Raw genomic sequence first — 16,273 nt, forward strand, 5'->3', positions numbered from 1 at the left:
CGCGGGCGCTGCGCAAGGGCACGCCCAACAAGATCATCGCCTACGAGCTGAACATGTGCGAGAGCACCGTGAAGGTGCACGTGCGCAACATCATGAAGAAGCTCAAGGCCAAGAACCGCACCGAGGTTGCCTACCTCACCAACCGATACTTCGGAATGGAAGACTAGGGGCGCGGCCCCCGACACCCTCTCCCGGCTCCGCGCGGAGCCGGGAAAGCCAGCCTTCGGCGAACGCCCCGGGCGGCGCCCTACACCGCATCCCCCTGCTCGACATCGAGCGAGAGGTGCGCCCGCAGGAGCACCTTGCGGTTCTCGTCCCGCACGACCGCGAGGTAGTCCTGGCGGTCCGAGGTGCTGCTCAGCCCTTGCGCGACGCGCGACACCACCCGCAGCAGTTTCTCGCGGGCCGCGGCCGCATCGGGCAGGTCGAAGCCTTCCGCGTCGCGCACGTGGCGCGTGCCGTCGTGCAGGTCGATGAAGAAGCGTGGCATTGCGCAGCGAACCCCCTGTGCCGTCGCCCCGTTCGGCCGGCGACAGCCGGCATGCCCGCGAATGCCCACCGCCCCCGCTCCCCCTTTCGACGGATCCGGACGCCGCCGCGCGGCCGCTTGCGCCTCGCGAATGAGGCGGTCGCAACGCGGCAGCCCGCGGGAGCGTTCCGGGCCCGATCGGCGATTCGGGAGCGCGCCGCCGCGCCGGATCGCGGGGCCCCGCGAGATGCGCGCGACGCGCCCCGACGTGTCACCGGCTCATGGATCCGGCCGGGGCTTGTCGGGGGCTGATCGCGAGCGATCCGCATTCGATGTGACCGTGAGCGAAGACCCGGAACGGCGGCGGTCTGGAACGTGGGCTCCGAGACGTTGATCCCGTGCCCGCAAAACCCAAGCCGGCCGCAAGCGGATCTGTTCATCCGGTGGGTCACCGGGCCGCGGAACCGGGATCGCAGCCGGGTCTGCCTCCAAACGGATATCCGCCCCACACGTGGTCCGCCCTGGATGCATGGCAGATATTGAATTTTGCATCTGGTATCCCAAGGGTGCGCTGCGATATATACCGCACTGCAAACGCTTTGGAGCCACCGCCGTGACCGTGATCCTCGCCTTCTCCGCCGTCGTTCTTGCTGCAGTTGCGAACGTCGCTCTCGTGATCGCGCTCGCCGATCGTTTCGACAACCGCGGCTTCCACATCGACGCGTCCGCCCCGGTCGCTGCCTGACAGCAGATCGCGGCCCACCGCTGAGGCGGTGGACTGTTCGGCCCGCCCGGCTCGCCGCGGCGGGCTTTTTCATGTCTCCGTTCCGGCTTCCTGCCGCTCGGCGAAGATCACGCCGCCTCGCGCCTCCCAATATCAATGTCGGTACGTGGGATCGTATCGGCGCCCGTCAGTCCGAGAGATCATTTCGGGATTCCAATCCGCGTGAACCGCCCTGAGCGATCTCCGGGAATGGGCTGTACGATCGGCTCGTGCGGGTGAGGCCGAGGCGCGTGCTGCGAAATCGAAGCTGAGCGAACTGACGCATCGCAGTCGCGCTTTTGTCTGTGTACGATGCAAGGCTTTCTCGGCCTAGCCTTCGCAATCGACCTCGATGCAGCGTCGAAACCCGCAGATCTTCTGTGCCTGAGTGCGGTGGGTTCAGCGAAAAGCCTCGTCCGACAATGAGGCTTCAATCAGGCTGGCGGAGGGAGCGGGATTCGAACCCGCGATACCGTTTCCGGTATACACACTTTCCAGGCGTGCGCCTTCAACCACTCGGCCACCCCTCCGTCCCGGGCGAGCCGGGCCGCGACGGAGCGGCGCTGCTGAGGCGCCGCGTTCGCGTCGGGTGGCGTGCTGTACGCGCGGTGCACGCGCTGTGCAAGGCGCCCGGCCCTCGCGGGGCCGAAAATTCGGGCTGCGGTGCCGTTCGGCGTTAGGATCGCGTCCCGCTACCGGCCGCATTGGCGGTGGTCGCGCGCCGTCGCGTGAGGGCGACGGCCAGGAGCGCGCCCACGACGGCGGCGCCGGCCTTGACGAGGAAGTCCGAGAGGCGGGCGTGCCGGGTCTCGGTGAGCATCTGCCCGAGTTCGAGCACGCCCGCGTAGGCGACGACGAGCGCGACGGCGAGGCGCCAGCGGCGCGGATAGGCGAGCGCCAGAAGGAGGCCGAGGAGGGCGTAGGCCGCCGCACGCTCGACGGTGGCGCCCGCCACCACGGGCCTCCACCCGATCGGGGCGAGCGTGACGAGCACCAGCCCGGCCGCGACGGACCAGGCGCTGAGACGGAGGATGCGCTGCATGCGCGGGTCCTCGCCCGCGCGCTCGGCCGGGTCAAGCGCGCTGCGTTTGCGCATCCGCGGAGGCCCGCGTCCGACCCTCTGAAAAACGGCGGCGGGCGAAAAAAGGGGTTGAGTCCGTTCCGGGAGCCGCCTATAGAACCGCCCATCGTCGGACGCCGCGCCGGACGACGACAGACACCGCGGAACGCCAGCGTCGCGGTGGAAAAGTGGGGCCTTAGCTCAGCTGGGAGAGCGCTTCCATGGCATGGAAGAGGTCATCGGTTCGATCCCGTTAGGCTCCACCATTTCCCTCCTTTGAGGGATGTTCGACCGCAGAGGGCCGCGTTCGGCTGCTGCGTCAGGCTTTACCCATCGCAACCTCAGAGATCTCGCTGCCGCTCGCGCGAAGACTTGAGCGCGCGCCGCCTGTGCTTGCGCCGGACAGGGCCGCCTGACTCGCTCGGGTGACCGCTCCGCTCCTGAGCGCGCATCTGCCGCCTTGCGTGCGCGGGTCCAAGCGGCGCAGAACGACGCGCGACGGCCGGGCGCGAGGCTCGGCCGATCGGAAGGCTGCGCCTGCCCATGTTCCGTCCGCCCGTCCCCGCCGCAGCGCCGCGCGTGCCTGGACGCCGGCGGCGGGCATCACTATGGCGGTGCGGTGCGCTGGCCTCGCGTCTGCGCCGGCCACGCGCGGGCGCGCTTTCGTGCTGGATGATGATACTGGTCCCGGTTCTCGCAGCGCCCGCTCAGGCCGAGGCGCCCCTCCGGAGGACCGCAGAGGGACCGGCCGCGATGATCGAGACCCTGCGCGCCCGCATCCTGGCCGGCCACAGCGCCACCGCGGTCCTGGAGGCCTGGTGCGCCGAGCAGGGCCTCGCCGACGATCCCCGCCTCGTGGCGCGGCGGCTGCCCGGGCCGGACAAGCCCCTCAGCGCGGCCCAGCGTGTTCGCCTCGCGATCGGGGCGGACGAGCCCGTGCGCTACCGGCGCGTGCGCCTGCTCTGCGGCCCGCACGTGCTGTCCGAGGCGGACAACTGGTACGTCCCGGCCCGGCTGACGCGGGAGATGAACGCCGCCCTGGAGGAGACCGACGCGCCCTTTGGGCGGGTCGTCCGCCCGCTGGCGCCGACCCGCCGCAACCTCGACCTGCGGATGCTCTGGCGGGCGACGCCCGGCGCCTGGCCGGCGCCCGGCGAGCCCCTGTTCGCGGTGGATGCCGTCCTCACCACCGCGGACGGCCTCCCCTTCTGCGAGGTCTCGGAGACCTACACGGGCGCGGCCTTGTCGAGCCGGGCGCCCTGAAACCGGGGCGGGGCCGCCCCGGCTTGCCGAGGGTGCGACCGCGGCGATATCCCGGACCCGGCGCCGAAGGCGCCCAGGGGTCGATACGGGAGGAACGAACATGACCGGGAAGGCAATCGCGGGCCGCCTGTGCGGCGCCGTCATGATGCTCGTCTGCGCCGGCGCCGCGCAGGCGCAGAAGGGGGGCGACCCCGCGGGCCTGTGGCTCACCGAGACGGGGGATTCCAAGGTGCGGCTCGCCCGCTGCGGCGCGGGCTATTGCGGCACCATCGCGAGCACCTCGGGCAAGGGCCTCGACAGCAACAACCCGGACCCGAACCTGCGTGGCCGCAGCGTGGTCGGCGTGCAGATCGTCAACGCGGCCCGGCAGACCGCCGACGGCTACGAGGGCACCCTCTACAACCCGAAGGACGGGAAGACCTATTCGGGCACCCTCAAGCTCACGGGCCCGGCGACGCTGGAGGTCGCGGGCTGCGTCATGAGCGTGTTCTGCAAGCGCCAGACCTGGAAGCGCACGAACTGAGCGCCCGCCGGCCCCCTTGAGGGGCCGGCATCCTAGGCCGCCGGCGGTCGGGCGCCGCCCGTCAGGCGGCCGCCTCCAGCGCCCCGACGATCGCGTCGAGGGCCGCCTGGGCGCCCTGCCCGTTCGGGCCGCCGGCCTGGGCCATGTCGCGGCGGCCGCCGCCGCCCTTGCCGCCGAGGTGCTCGGCGCCGGCCCGCACGAGGCCGACCGCGTCGTAGCGGCCGGTCAGGTCCTCGGTGACGCCGACCACGAGCCCGGCCTTGCCGTCGCCCGCCACACCCACGATGGCGACGATGCCGGACCCGAGGCGCTGCTTGCCCTCGTCGGCGAGGCTCTTGAGGTCGCGCATCTCGACGCCCTCGACGACGCGGGCCATCAGCTTCACGCCGTTCACCTCGCGGGCGCCGTCGCCGCCCGCCGCCGGGCCGCCCATGGCGAGCTTCTTCCGGGCGTCGGCGAGCTCCCGCTCCAGGCGGCGGCGGTCCTCCAGCAGGGTGGCGAGGCGCTCCGGCGCCTCGGAGACCGGCGCCTTGAGGAGACCCGCCAGGGCCCCCAGCGTCCGCGCCTCCTCGGCCCGGTGGCGGCGCGCGGCGTTCGCGGTCATCGCCTCAAGGCGCCGGACGCCCGACGCGACGGCGCTCTCGCCCACCACGGTGATGAGCCCGATGTCGCCCGTGCGGGCCGCATGGGTGCCGCCGCAGAGCTCGATCGAGAAGTTCGGCAGGCGCCCACCCTCGGTCTCGGCACCGGCCTCGTCCACGGGCCGGCCCATCGAGACGACGCGCACCTCCTCGCCGTACTTCTCGCCGAACAGCGCGCGGGCGCCGGACTCGATCGCCTCGTCCACCGCCATCAGCTTCGTCACGACGGGGGCGTTCTGCAGCAGCACCGCGTTGGCGATGTCCTCGACGCGGCGAATCTCCGCCTCGTCCATGGGCTTGGGGTGGCTGAAGTCGAAGCGCAGGCGGTCGGGCGAGACGAGCGAGCCCTTCTGCGCCACGTGGTCGCCGAGCACCTGGCGCAGGGCCTCGTGCAGCAGGTGGGTCGCCGAGTGGTTGGCCCGGATGGCACCGCGGCGGGCGTGGTCGACGCGCAGCTCCACCGCCTGGCCGACGGACAGGCGCCCCTCCGCGACGGTGACGTGATGCACGAACAGGTCGCCGAGCTTCTTCTCGGTCGCGGTCACCCGGGCCTTGAGGCCGGCGGCCGAGACCAGCCCGGTATCGCCGACCTGGCCGCCGGATTCCGCGTAGAACGGCGTCTGGTTGACGAGGGCGAGCCCGCTCTCGCCGGGCCCGAGCGCCTCGACCTCCGCGCCCTCGCGGATGAGGGCCGTGACGATGCCCTCGGCCGTCTCGGTCTCGTAGCCGAGGAACTCGGTGGCGCCGACTCGCTCCTTGATGCCGAACCACACGGTCTCGGTGGCGGCCTCGCCCGAGCCGGACCAGGCCGCGCGGGCGGCCTGCCGCTGGCGCTCCATCGCCGAGGCGAAGGCCGCGGTGTCGACGCCGATGCCCCGCGCTTTGAGGGCGTCCTGCGTCAGGTCGAGGGGGAAGCCGTAGGTGTCGTAGAGCGTGAAGGCGGTCTCGCCCGAGAGATTCTGGCCCGCCGCGAGGTCGCGGCTCTCCGCGTCGAGGATGGCGAGCCCCCGCTCCAGGGTGCGGCGGAAGCGGGTCTCCTCCAGGCGCAGGGTCTCCGAGATCAGGCTCTCGGCCCGCATCAGCTCCGGGTAGGCCTGGCCCATCTCGCGTACCAGCGTCGGCACGAGGCGGTACATCACGGGCTCGCGCGAGCCCAGAAGCTCCAGGTGGCGCATGGCGCGCCGCATGATGCGCCGCAGGACGTAGCCGCGGCCCTCGTTGCCGGGCAGCACCCCGTCCGCCACCAGGAAGGCGGCGGCGCGCAGGTGGTCGGCGATGACCCGGTAGGAGGCGACGCTGCCGGGCTCCGGCGGGCGGCCGACCGCGTGGCTGACCGCGTCGATCAGGGCGCGGAACAGGTCGGTCTCGTAGTTCGAGGTGACGCCCTGGAGGATCGCCGCCATGCGCTCGAGGCCCATGCCGGTGTCGATGGACGGCCGCGGCAGGACGAGGCGGTTGCCCGGCTCGACCTGCTCGTACTGCATGAAGACGAGGTTCCAGAACTCGAGGAAGCGGTCGCCGTCCTCGTCGGGGGAGCCGGGCGGGCCGCCCTGCAGCGCCGGCCCCTGGTCGATGAAGATCTCCGAGCAGGGGCCGCAGGGCCCGGTGTCGCCCATCTGCCAGAAGTTGTCGGAGGTGCCGATGCGGATGATCCGGTCGTCGCGGAAGCCCGCGATCTTGCGCCAGAGCTCGGCCGCCTCGTCGTCGTCGGCGTAGACCGTCACCAGCAGGCGGTCGGGCTTGAGGCCGAACTCCCGGGTGATCAGATTCCAGGCCAGCTCGATCGCCCGCGGCTTGAAGTAGTCGCCGAAGGAGAAATTCCCCAGCATCTCGAAGAAGGTGTGGTGGCGCGCCGTGTAACCGACGTTGTCGAGGTCGTTGTGCTTGCCGCCGGCGCGGACGCACTTCTGGGCCGTCGTCGCGGTGGTGTAGGGCCGCTTCTCGACCCCCGTGAAGACGTTCTTGAACTGCACCATGCCCGCGTTCGTGAACATCAGCGTCGGGTCGTTCTTGGGCACGAGCGAGGACGAGGGCAGCACCGCGTGGCCGGCCTGGGCGAAGTAGTCGAGGAAGGTCGACCGGATCTCGTTGACGCCGCTCATCGAAGGTGACTCGTCTGTCCTGGTCTCGGGTCGCCGCGCGCCCGCGTGCGGCGCGGCTTTAGAAAGCTCACGCCCTCTTAAGGAGCGGCGCGGCGCAAGTCACGGGTGGTTTCTCTGCGCACCCGCCCCGGCAGGTTACGCCACCGGGGCCGGGTCGACCCGGCCCCGGTAGGACAGCGCCTCGGCGAGGTGGAGCCGGCGGACCTGGGGCTCCCCGTCGAGGTCGGCGAGCGTGCGGGCGACGCGGAGCGTCCGGTGGAAGCCGCGGGCGCTGAGGCGCATGGTCTCGGCGGCGTGGCGGACGAGCGCCGTCCCGTCCGCGTCCGGCGCCGCGACCGCCTCGATCACCCCGGCCGGACAGGTGGCGTTGGTGGTGGCCGGCGGCAGGCCGCGGGCCTCGTAGCGCCTGGCCTGCGCGGTCCGCGCGGCGGCGACCCGGGCGGCGGCCTCGCGCGAGCCTTCGCGGGGCGGCGGCAGGATGAGGTCGGCGGCCGTCACCGCCGCCACCTCGACGCGCAGGTCGATCCGGTCGAGGAGCGGCCCCGAGATCCGCGCGCCGTACTGCGCCATGCAGCGGGCGTTCGGGCCGCGGCGGCAGGCGTAGCCCGGCTCCAGCGCCTGCCCGCAGCGGCAGGGGTTCATGGCCGCGACGAGCTGGAAGCGGGCCGGGTAGGTGATGCGGTGGTTGGCCCGCGCGATCATCACCGCGCCGGTCTCCAGGGGCTGCCGAAGGGAATCGAGCACCTGCGGCGTGAACTCCGGCAGCTCGTCGAGGAACAGCACGCCGCCATGCGCGAGCGACACCTCGCCCGGCCGCGCCCCGGCCCCGCCGCCGACGAGGGCCGCCATCGAGGTTGAGTGGTGCGGCGCCCGGAAGGGGCGCCGGTCGGACAGGGCGCCCTCCTTGAGGAGGCCCGCCACCGATTGGACCATGGAGACGTCGAGGAGTTCGCGCGGGGTCAGCGGGGGCAGGATGGAGGGCAGGCGCGCGGCGAGCATCGACTTGCCGGCGCCGGGGGGGCCGTTGAACAGCAGGTTGTGGGCGCCGGCCGCGGCGATCTCCAGGGCGCGCTTGGCCCCCTCCTGGCCCTTCACGTCGGCGAGGTCTGGCAGGGGCGCGCCGGGCGCGGCCACCGCCGGCACCGGCCGGGCCATCACCTGGCTGCCCTTGAAGTGGTTGGCGAGCTGCACGAGGGAGCGCGGGGCGAGCACGTCGAGGTCGCCGCCGGCCCAGGCCGCCTCGGGCCCGCTCGCGGCCGGGCAGATCAGCCCGAGCCCGCGCGCCTGCGCGGCCATGGCGGTGGGCAGCACGCCGCTCACCGGCGTGATCGAGCCGTCGAGGGCGAGCTCGCCGACCACGCAGTAGCCCGCGAGCGCGTCCGCCGGCACGGCCCCGATCGCCGCCATCACCCCGAGGGCGATCGGCAGGTCGTAGTGCGAGCCCTCCTTGGGCAGGTCGGCGGGCGCGAGGTTCACGGTGATGCGCTTGGCCGGGAGGGCGAGGCCGGAGGCGATCAGGGCGCCGCGCACGCGCTCGCGGGATTCGGCGACGGCCTTGTCGGGCAGGCCGACGACGCTGAACATCACTGCTCCGGGGATGATCTGCACCTGCACGTCGACGGCGCGCGCCTCGATCCCCTCGAAGGCGACGGTGGCGACCCGGGTGACCATGGGATGGGGATCCTCGCTAGGGCGGAAATCCTAGGCGCGGAACCTTGCCGGCACAACGGGAACCAGGGCGGACCTCGCCTGTTCATCGGCCGTCCCCTCAACCACGCCGAGAAGGAAGCCGCCATGCGCCTCACGATGCCCCTCGCCGCCCTCGCCCTCGCCCTGCCCCTGTCCGGCGCCGCCTACGCGGACGAGAAGCTTCCGCCGGACCAGCAGGCCAAGGTCGAGGCCATGCTCAAGCAGGAGGGCTTCACCAAGTGGAAGGAGATCGAGCTCGACGACGGCATGATCGAGGTGGACGACGCCGTCGACGCGCAGGGCAAGCAGTTCGACCTGAAGCTCGACCCGAAGACGCTCGCCATCGTCAAGCGCAAGGCCGAGTAGGCCCGCCGGGCCGGCTTGCGTTCGCGGGAGCGCCCGGCCATATAGGCCGCGGGAGGTTGGCGAGGGACGTTTCACTCGCCAACCGGGTCAGGTCCGGAAGGAAGCAGCCCTAACGAGACCGAGCGGGTCTTTGTCCAGCCTCCCACCTCCCGCGGCCTCCCCGGGCCCTGCATCACCGAACGCGGCTCACTCCGACGATCGCATGGACGCGACCTCCGGCACGCAGGACGACGAGCCGGGGTTTCCGGGCCTTTCGCAGCAGGCCGCCGCGGCGCCCTACCGGGTGCTCGCCCGCAAGTACCGCCCCCAGACCTTCGACGACCTGATCGGCCAGGGCGCCATGGTGCGCACCCTGGCGAACGCCTTCGCGGCCAAGCGCATCCCGCAGGCCTGGATGCTCACCGGCGTGCGCGGCGTCGGCAAGACCACCACCGCCCGGATCCTGGCGCGCGGCCTCAACTACGCCCGCGCGGGGGAGGCCGACGGCGGCCCCACCATCGCCATGCCGGAGCTCGGCCAGCACTGCCAGGCCATCATGGAATCCCGGCACATGGACGTGCTGGAGATGGATGCCGCCTCGCATACCGGCATCGACGACGTGCGCGGCATCATCGACGGCATCCGCTACGCCCCGGTCTCGGCCCGCTACAAGGTCTACATCGTCGACGAGGTCCACATGCTCTCCGAGAAGGCGTTCAACGCCTTCCTGAAGACGCTGGAGGAGCCGCCGCCCCACGCGAAGTTCGTGTTCGCGACGACCGAGATCCGCAAGGTGCCGGTCACCATCCTGTCCCGCTGCCAGCGCTTCGACCTGCGCCGGGTGGAGGCCGAGACCCTCTCCGCCCACCTGCGCCGGATCTGCGCGGCCGAGCGCGTCGAGGCCGAGGACGAGGCGCTCGCCGCGCTGACCCGCGCCGCCGAGGGCTCGGTGCGCGATGCGCTCTCGCTCCTCGACCAGGCCATCGCCCACGGAGCCGGCGCGGTCACCGCGGCGGGCGTGCGCGACATGCTCGGTCTCGCGGACCGGGCCCGGATCGTCGACCTGTTCGAGGCCGTGATGCGCGGGGACGTGCCCGCGAGCTTCTCGGAGCTGCGCAGCCAGTACGATTCGGGGGCCGACCCCTCGGTGGTCCTGTCCGATCTCGCGGGCTTCACCCACCTCGTCACACGCCTGAAGCTGGTGCCCGAGGCGGCCGCCGCGGACCCGACGCTCAGCGAGGTCGAGCGGACCCGGGGCACCGCGTTCGCCGGCCGGCTCGGCGTGCGCGCGCTCTCGCGAGCCTGGCAGATCCTGCTGAAGGCCATTCCCGAGGTCCAGGCCGCGACCCGGCCCCTCGCGGCCGCCGAGATGGCGCTCGTGCGCCTCGCCTACGCGTCCGACCTGCCGACCCCCGACGAGGCCCTGCGCCAGCTCCGCGGCGAGGCCCTGACCGCTGCGGCACCGGAGCCGCCGGCCCTCGCCCGCCCCCCGCTCCCGCCGGTTCCGAGCCTGGGTGCGGCCGAAGGAGAGCGGGCCGAGATTCCCCGCCCGGCCCTCGCCGTCGCGGCGCCGGCGCAAGCGAGGGCGGCCGCCTCGCCGGCTCTGGCGGCGGCTCCCGAGGCGTCTCGTGCGCCGTCCCTCGCTCCACCCCCGGCCGCCGTCCGTGCCGAACCGGCGGGCCCGCGGCTCGCGCGCTTCGAGGACGTCGTGGCCCTCGCCGATGCCCGCCGCGACATCGGGCTCAAGACCGCGCTGGAGCGCGAGGTCCACCTCGTGCGCTTCGAGGAGGGCCGCATCGAGTTCCGCCTCGCCGAGGGCGGCCGCGCTGCGCTGGCAAACGATCTCGCCCGGGCGCTCGACGCCTGGACGGGCCGGCGCTGGATCGTCGCGCTCTCGAAGGAGGCCGGCGCACCGACGCTGGAGAATCGTGCCCGCGCCGCCACCGAGAGCCGCCGGCAGGACGCCGCCGCCCACCCGCTGGTGCGGGAGGTGCTGACCCGGTTCCCCGGCGCGCAGATCGTCGACGTGCGCGACAAGGCGCCCGACGAGCCCACTCCGACCGCGGAGACCGAGATCCTCGGGGAGGCCGACGCCGCGCAGGTCGAGGCGGCCGAGGACGACGAGGCGTAGCGGCGGGGCGCCCGCATCGCTATCTCAGGGCCGACACGCGAACTCCTCGAGCCGGGACGGAACCGTCATGCGCGACATCATGGGCATCATGAAGCAGGCTCAGGCCATGCAGGAGAAGATGGCCAACCTGCAGAGCGAGCTCGACGCCGTCGAGGTCTCGGGCGCCTCGGGCGGCGGCGCCGTGCGGGTTACCATGACGGCCAAGGGCCTCGTGAAGGGTGTGGCCATCGACCCCGACCTGATGGTGGCCGACGAGCGCGAGATCCTCGAGGACCTGATCGTGGCGGCGATGAACGACGCCCGCGCCAAGGCCGAGCAGACCGCGCAGGAGCGGATGGCCGAGCTGACCAAGGGCCTGCCGCTGCCGCCCGGCATGAAGCTTCCCTTCTGAGGGCCGGCGGATCCGTTGTGGCCGCCGCTTTTCGCCCGTAAAGCTTGAGCGTGCCGCTCGATCCGCCTTCCATCCCCGTCCCGGCGACGGGCTTCCCCGCGACAGCCGCAACGACGCGGCGGGGGCTGACGCCCCTCGTCGTCGGCTTCCTCCTGCTGATCGGCATCGTCGCGGGCACCGGCGGCCTCGTCGCGATGCAGCGGCAGGGCATCGCGGATGTCCGGCGCAGCGTCGAGCTGCGGGGCGGCGTGACCAGCCTGTTCTCGGCCGTCCAGGACGCCGAGACCGGGCAGCGCGGCTACCTGCTCACCGACTCGGAGACCTACCTGCAGCCCTACGAGGAGGCGCTGGGGCGCATCGAGCGGGGCCTCCACACCATCGCGGACGCGGTTGCGGACGATCCCGACCGGACCGCCGAGGTGACGGCCCTCGGTGCGGCGATCGAGGCGAAGCTCGACGAGCTGCGCCGGACCATCGCGCTGAAGCGGACGGGCGATTCGGAGGGTGCGCGCGAGCTCGTGCGCGCCGGCGAGGGCAAGCGCCTGATGGACCTCGTGCGCGAGCGGGCGACGACGCTCCGCGCCGAGATCTCCCGGGCCCTGCGCGAGCGCCAGGAGCGCGCCGCCCGCATGGCGACCCGCGTGCAGCTGGCGGTGGCCGCCGCGGCGCTGCTGACGCTCGCGCTGGGGGCCTACACGATCCGGCAGGCCCGCGGGCGGAACCGCCGGCTCGCCGCCGCCAACGAGACCCTGGCGGCGACCCACCAGGCCCTCCTCGACACGGTGGCGGGGCGCGAGCGCCTGGAGGAGCGCCTGCGCCAGTCCCAGAAGATGGAGGCGCTGGGCCAGCTCACCGGGGGCCTCGCCCACGACTTCAACAACATGCTGGCGATCATCACCGGCAACCTCAGCCTGATCGAGCGCGCCCTCGCCCGGGGCGACGCGAAGGTGGAGCGCTACCTCGCGCAGGCGCTGGACGGGGCGGGCCGGGCCGCCGCCCTCACGCACCGCCTGCTCGCCTTCGCGCGCAACCAGCCGCTCAACCCGGAGCCGATCGACTGCAACCGGCTCGTGCCGAACCTCTCGGAGATCCTGCGCCGGACGCTCGGCGAGACCATCCGCGTGGAGACGGTCCTGTCCGGGGGGCTCTGGACGGCGCGGATCGATGCCAACCAGCTCGAGAACGCGCTCCTCAACCTCGCCGTCAACGCCCGGGACGCCATGCCCGAGGGGGGGCGCCTCACCATCGAGACCGCCAACACCCACCTCGACGACGACTACGCCGCGGAGCACGACGGGGTGCCGGCCGGGCAGTACGTCATGCTCGCCCTCACCGATACGGGTGCGGGGATGCGTCCGGAGATCGCCGCCCGCGCCTTCGACCCGTTCTTCACCACCAAGGCCCCCGGGTCCGGCACCGGCCTCGGCCTCAGCCAAGTCTACGGCTTCGTGCGCCAGTCCGGCGGCCACGTGAAGATTTACAGCGAGGTTGGCCAGGGCACGACGGTGAAGCTCTACCTGCCCCGCCACCGGGGCGAGCCCGCGCCCGCCGACGCGCCGGCCGGCGCGGGTGCGGCGCTGCCCCAGGGACGGCCCGAGGAGGTGATCCTCGTGGTCGAGGACGACGACGGCGTGCGGGTGATGGCGGCGAGCGCGCTCGCGGACCTCGGCTACACCGTGCTGCAGGCGAGCGGCGCGGCCGCCGGGCTCGCCGCGATCGAGGCGCATCCCGAGATCGCGCTCCTGTTCACCGACGTCGTGATGCCCGAGCGCAGCGGGCGCGACCTCGCCGACGCGGCGCGCCGCCTGCGGCCGGGCCTGCGCGTCCTCTACACAACCGGCTACACGCGTAACGCCATCGTCCACAACGGCATCGTCGATGCCGAGGTGCAGCTCATCGGCAAGCCCTACGGCGTCGAGCGGCTCGCCCGGAAAGTGCGCCAGGTCCTCGACGCGCCCGCCTGACCGGCTTGTCGATCCGAGCGCTCGACGGCCCTCCTCCCCGAACGGACATCCCCCGCACGACCTCATCCTGAGGCGGCCGCGCGAGCGGCCCTCGAAGGAGGGCTCCAGCTCTCGCGCGATCCCTGGAGGCCTCCTTCGAGGCCCCCTACGGGGGCACCTCAGGATGAGGTGTGAGGGTGGGATCGGCCGCCCAAAAAGGCCTTGAAGCGGCTCCCGCCTGCGGCCGCGCCTCACGGGAGGCGCGGCCCGCCGTGGTGGCGGCTCAGGCGGCGATCGCCTGGGCGGTCGGCTCGGCGGCCCGCACGTCGGCGTCGACGTGCGCCTCGAAGCGCTTGAAGTTCTCGCGGAACATCCCGACGAGCCGGGTCGCGGTCTCGGCGAACAGCGCCTTGTTGGCCCAGGTCGCGACGGGGTTGAGGACGTGCTGCTCGACGCCCGGCACCGAGACCGGCACCGCGAAGCCGAAATAGGGGTCGCGGCGGAACTCGGCCTGCGCGAGCGAGCCGTCGAGGGCCGCGGTCAGCAGGCGGCGCGTCACCCGGATCGGCATGCGCCGCCCCGTGCCGACGCCGCCCCCGGTCCAGCCGGTGTTGACGAGCCAGCAATCGGCGCCGTGCTCGGCGATGAGGTCGCGCAGCATGTTGCCGTAGGTGCTCGGGTGGCGCGGCATGAAGGGCGCGCCGAAGCAGGTCGAGAAGGTCGCCTCGGGCCCCGCGAGGCCCCGCTCGGTGCCGGCCACCTTGGCGGTGTAGCCCGAGAGGAAGTGGTACATCGCCTCGGCGCCCGTGAGCTTGGCGATCGGCGGCATCACCCCGAAGGCGTCGCAGGTGAGCATCACCACGGTCTTCGGGTGCCCGGCCCGGCCGGTCGCGCTCGCGTTGGCGATGAAGTCGAGCGGGTAGGCGCAGCGGGTGTTCTCGGTGAGCGAGGCGTCGTCGAAGTCGGGGATCCGGCTCTCGGGATCGATCACCACGTTCTCCATCACCGTGCCGAAGCGCTCGGTGGTGGCGTAAATCTCCGGCTCGGCGTTGCGCGAGAGGCGGATCGTCTTGGCGTAGCAGCCGCCCTCGAAGTTGAAGATCCCGTCCTTCGACCAGCCGTGCTCGTCGTCGCCGAGGAGCTTGCGCGAGGAATCGTTGGAGAGCGTGGTCTTGCCGGTGCCGGACAGCCCGAAGAACAGGGCCGAGCTGCCCTCGGCGTCGAGGGCGGCGTTGGCCGAGCAGTGCATCGGCATCACGCCGCGGCCGGGCAGGATGTAGTTCAGGTAGGTGAAGACGGATTTCTTCATCTCGCCCGCGTAGGCCGTGCCGCCGATCAGCACGATCTTCCGGCTGAAGTCGATCGCGATCACCGTCTTCGACCGGCAGCCGTGGCGGGCGGGCTCGGCCTGGAAGCTCGGCAGGTCGATGATGGTCATGTCCGGCACGTAGCCGGCGAGCTCGGCGCGCTCGGGCCGGATCAGCAGGTTGCGGATGAACAGGGAGTGCCAGGCGAACTCCGCGAAGACGCGGGCCTTCACGCGATGGGCCGGGTCGGCGCCGCCGTAGAGGTCCTGCGCGAACAGCTCGCGGCCCTCGGCGTGGGCGAGGAAGTCCTGGTAGAGGGTCTCGAACTGCTCGGGCGTGATCGCGCCGTTGTTCTCCCACCAGACCTGCCCCTCGGTCGAGGCGTCGCGCACCACGAACTTGTCCTTGGGCGAGCGGCCGGTGTGGCTGCCGGTGGTCGCGACGAGCGCGCCGCCGCGGGCGAGCCGGGCCTCGCCGCGGGCGAGGGATTCCTCGTAGAGGCGCGGCGCCTCGAGGTTCCAGTGGACGGCCTTCAGGTTGCGCAGGCCGATCGCCTCGGCCCCGTGGCCCGCGTTGTAGTCGCCGATGTTGCTCAAGACCGTCTCCTCCGGGCACCTGATCGCGCCGCTGCTGCCGTCCCTGGGATGCGTCCGCGCGGTCGTTCAGGTCCGCCGCGCGCAGGTTCTCCGCGTCCCTTCCACCCTTGGTTATGCGGCGAAGGACGAGCGTCAATTGGACTTGCGGTCGATGGGGAGACTCGGAACCGGCCTCTGTCAGGCTCCGCCGCGGGGTAAGCTCAGCCGAATGGGGGATCGCGCCGGACGTCTGCCTTCGCGGCGGCGCGTGCGCGCAGGCCGGCGCGCGGCGGCGCGGGCAGCCCTATCTAGGGGTGAGCCGTCCGCGGCGCTTCGCCCGCGCCCCGTTCCCCGCTATGGCGGACCGGTTGCCCCACACGAGCCCGCAGGAGCCCGATGCCCCAAGCCGTCGCCGGTCCCGAGATCGAGCGCCTGATCCAGCTCCTCGCCCGCATGCCGGGGCTCGGGCCCCGCTCGGCCCGGCGCGCGGCGCTCCAGCTCATCAAGAAGCGCGAGGCGCTGCTCGCGCCGCTGGCCGAGGCGATGCGCGTGGCGGCCGAGCGGATCGTGGTCTGCACGAGCTGCGGCAACCTCGATACGCAGGAGCCTTGCACGATCTGCCGCGACGCCGCCCGCGACCCCTCGGTGCTCGTCGTCGTCGAGGATGTCTCGGATCTCTGGGCGCTGGAGCGTTCGGGCGCCGTGCAGGCGCGCTACCACGTCCTCGGCGGCGTGCTCTCGGCGCTCGACGGCGTCAGGCCCGAGCACCTCAACATCGCCCGCCTCGTGGAGCGGGCGGGCGACCCGGCCGTCAAGGAGGTCATCCTGGCGCTGAACGCCACCGTCGACGGGCAGACGACCGCCCACTACGTCACCGAATCCCTGAAGCCCCTGGGCCTCCGGATCACCCGCCTCGCCCACGGCGTGCCGGTGGGCGGCGAGCTCGACTACCTCGACGAGGGCACGCTGACCGCGGCCATCCGCAGCCGGACGGTGTTCTGAGCGGGCCGGGCGACCATTTGACCCGCGCCCCCGCCGCATCCTATTGGCTGCCTCGCAGACCCGTGACCT

14 protein-coding genes, 2 tRNA genes and 1 other RNA gene are annotated in these 16,273 nt (G+C 72.6%); 11 read left to right on the forward strand and 6 right to left on the reverse strand.

Annotation, left to right across the window (positions count from 1 at the left end):
* On the forward strand, positions 1-167 hold a 167-nt coding region (locus ACLBXP_RS08085; RefSeq protein WP_447667426.1), incomplete at its 5' end, for a LuxR C-terminal-related transcriptional regulator.
* Between the two features lie 80 nt (positions 168-247).
* Here the strand turns inward: ACLBXP_RS08085 and ACLBXP_RS08090 are convergent.
* The gene (locus ACLBXP_RS08090; RefSeq protein WP_447667120.1) at positions 248-490 is read right to left on the reverse strand and encodes a DUF6894 family protein; all 243 of its coding nucleotides are present in this window, start codon (positions 488-490) and stop codon (positions 248-250) included.
* A gap of 592 nt (positions 491-1,082) precedes the next feature.
* On the opposite strand from ACLBXP_RS08090, the gene ACLBXP_RS08095 reads away from it, so the two are divergent.
* The gene (locus tag ACLBXP_RS08095) at positions 1,083-1,214 is read left to right on the forward strand and encodes a hypothetical protein (RefSeq protein ID WP_447667121.1); all 132 of its coding nucleotides are present in this window, start codon (positions 1,083-1,085) and stop codon (positions 1,212-1,214) included.
* Between the two features lie 458 nt (positions 1,215-1,672).
* Here ACLBXP_RS08095 and ACLBXP_RS08100 read toward each other — a convergent pair.
* Together ACLBXP_RS08100 and ACLBXP_RS08105 are read right to left on the reverse strand one after the other, a co-directional pair.
* A tRNA-Ser gene (locus ACLBXP_RS08100) sits at positions 1,673-1,762 on the reverse strand.
* A gap of 146 nt (positions 1,763-1,908) precedes the next feature.
* Positions 1,909-2,274: a VanZ family protein gene (locus ACLBXP_RS08105; protein ID WP_447667122.1), complete on the reverse strand. Its 366-nt coding sequence runs from the start codon at positions 2,272-2,274 to the stop codon at positions 1,909-1,911.
* Between the two features lie 208 nt (positions 2,275-2,482).
* Here ACLBXP_RS08105 and ACLBXP_RS08110 point away from each other — a divergent pair.
* The 3 genes from ACLBXP_RS08110 to ACLBXP_RS08120 all read left to right on the forward strand — a co-directional run bounded on the left by ACLBXP_RS08110 (position 2,483) and on the right by ACLBXP_RS08120 (position 4,078).
* Positions 2,483-2,558: transfer RNA gene (locus tag ACLBXP_RS08110), tRNA-Ala, on the forward strand.
* 406 nt (positions 2,559-2,964) lie between these two features.
* Complete coding sequence (locus tag ACLBXP_RS08115) at positions 2,965-3,555, forward strand: hypothetical protein (RefSeq protein WP_447667123.1); 591 nt, start codon at positions 2,965-2,967, stop codon at positions 3,553-3,555.
* 100 nt (positions 3,556-3,655) lie between these two features.
* Positions 3,656-4,078 (forward strand): DUF2147 domain-containing protein, encoded by a 423-nt coding sequence (locus ACLBXP_RS08120; RefSeq protein ID WP_447667124.1) that lies wholly within the window; start codon positions 3,656-3,658, stop codon positions 4,076-4,078.
* A gap of 61 nt (positions 4,079-4,139) precedes the next feature.
* Here ACLBXP_RS08120 and alaS read toward each other — a convergent pair whose 3' ends face one another.
* Together alaS and ACLBXP_RS08130 are read right to left on the reverse strand one after the other, a co-directional pair.
* Positions 4,140-6,821, reverse strand: coding sequence for an alanine--tRNA ligase (alaS, locus tag ACLBXP_RS08125; RefSeq protein WP_447667125.1), 2,682 nt, complete (start codon positions 6,819-6,821; stop codon positions 4,140-4,142).
* A 135-nt stretch (positions 6,822-6,956) separates the two neighbouring features.
* On the reverse strand, positions 6,957-8,492 hold the full coding sequence (locus tag ACLBXP_RS08130; protein ID WP_447667126.1) for a YifB family Mg chelatase-like AAA ATPase: 1,536 nt from the start codon (positions 8,490-8,492) through the stop codon (positions 6,957-6,959).
* Between the two features lie 123 nt (positions 8,493-8,615).
* Here ACLBXP_RS08130 and ACLBXP_RS08135 point away from each other — a divergent pair, with 123 nt between their 5' ends.
* From ACLBXP_RS08135 to ACLBXP_RS08155, 5 genes are all read left to right on the forward strand, one after another.
* Positions 8,616-8,876 carry a PepSY domain-containing protein gene (locus ACLBXP_RS08135; protein WP_447667127.1) on the forward strand — a complete coding sequence of 87 codons (261 nt, stop codon included), beginning with the start codon at positions 8,616-8,618 and terminating at the stop codon, positions 8,874-8,876.
* Positions 8,877-8,926: 50 nt separating this feature from the next.
* An RNA gene (gene ffs, locus ACLBXP_RS08140) (signal recognition particle sRNA small type) lies at positions 8,927-9,023 on the forward strand.
* Positions 9,024-9,078: 55 nt separating this feature from the next.
* Complete coding sequence (locus tag ACLBXP_RS08145) at positions 9,079-10,986, forward strand: DNA polymerase III subunit gamma/tau (RefSeq protein ID WP_447667128.1); 1,908 nt, start codon at positions 9,079-9,081, stop codon at positions 10,984-10,986.
* Between the two features lie 67 nt (positions 10,987-11,053).
* On the forward strand, positions 11,054-11,377 hold the full coding sequence (locus ACLBXP_RS08150) for a YbaB/EbfC family nucleoid-associated protein (protein WP_447667129.1): 324 nt from the start codon (positions 11,054-11,056) through the stop codon (positions 11,375-11,377).
* A 50-nt stretch (positions 11,378-11,427) separates the two neighbouring features.
* A complete protein-coding gene (locus ACLBXP_RS08155) occupies positions 11,428-13,341 on the forward strand; it encodes a CHASE3 domain-containing protein (RefSeq protein ID WP_447667130.1) in 1,914 nt (637 codons plus the stop codon).
* A gap of 262 nt (positions 13,342-13,603) precedes the next feature.
* On the opposite strand, the gene ACLBXP_RS08160 is transcribed toward ACLBXP_RS08155, so the two are convergent.
* Positions 13,604-15,223, reverse strand: coding sequence for a phosphoenolpyruvate carboxykinase (locus ACLBXP_RS08160; protein ID WP_447667131.1), 1,620 nt, complete (start codon positions 15,221-15,223; stop codon positions 13,604-13,606).
* Positions 15,224-15,598: 375 nt separating this feature from the next.
* Here ACLBXP_RS08160 and recR point away from each other — a divergent pair, with 375 nt between their 5' ends.
* Positions 15,599-16,204, forward strand: a complete 606-nt coding sequence (gene recR / locus ACLBXP_RS08165; RefSeq protein WP_447667132.1) for a recombination mediator RecR — start codon at positions 15,599-15,601, stop codon at positions 16,202-16,204.
* The last annotated feature ends 69 nt before the right edge of the window (positions 16,205-16,273 follow it).

It is taken from the genome of Methylobacterium sp. A54F, from assembly GCF_053346035.1.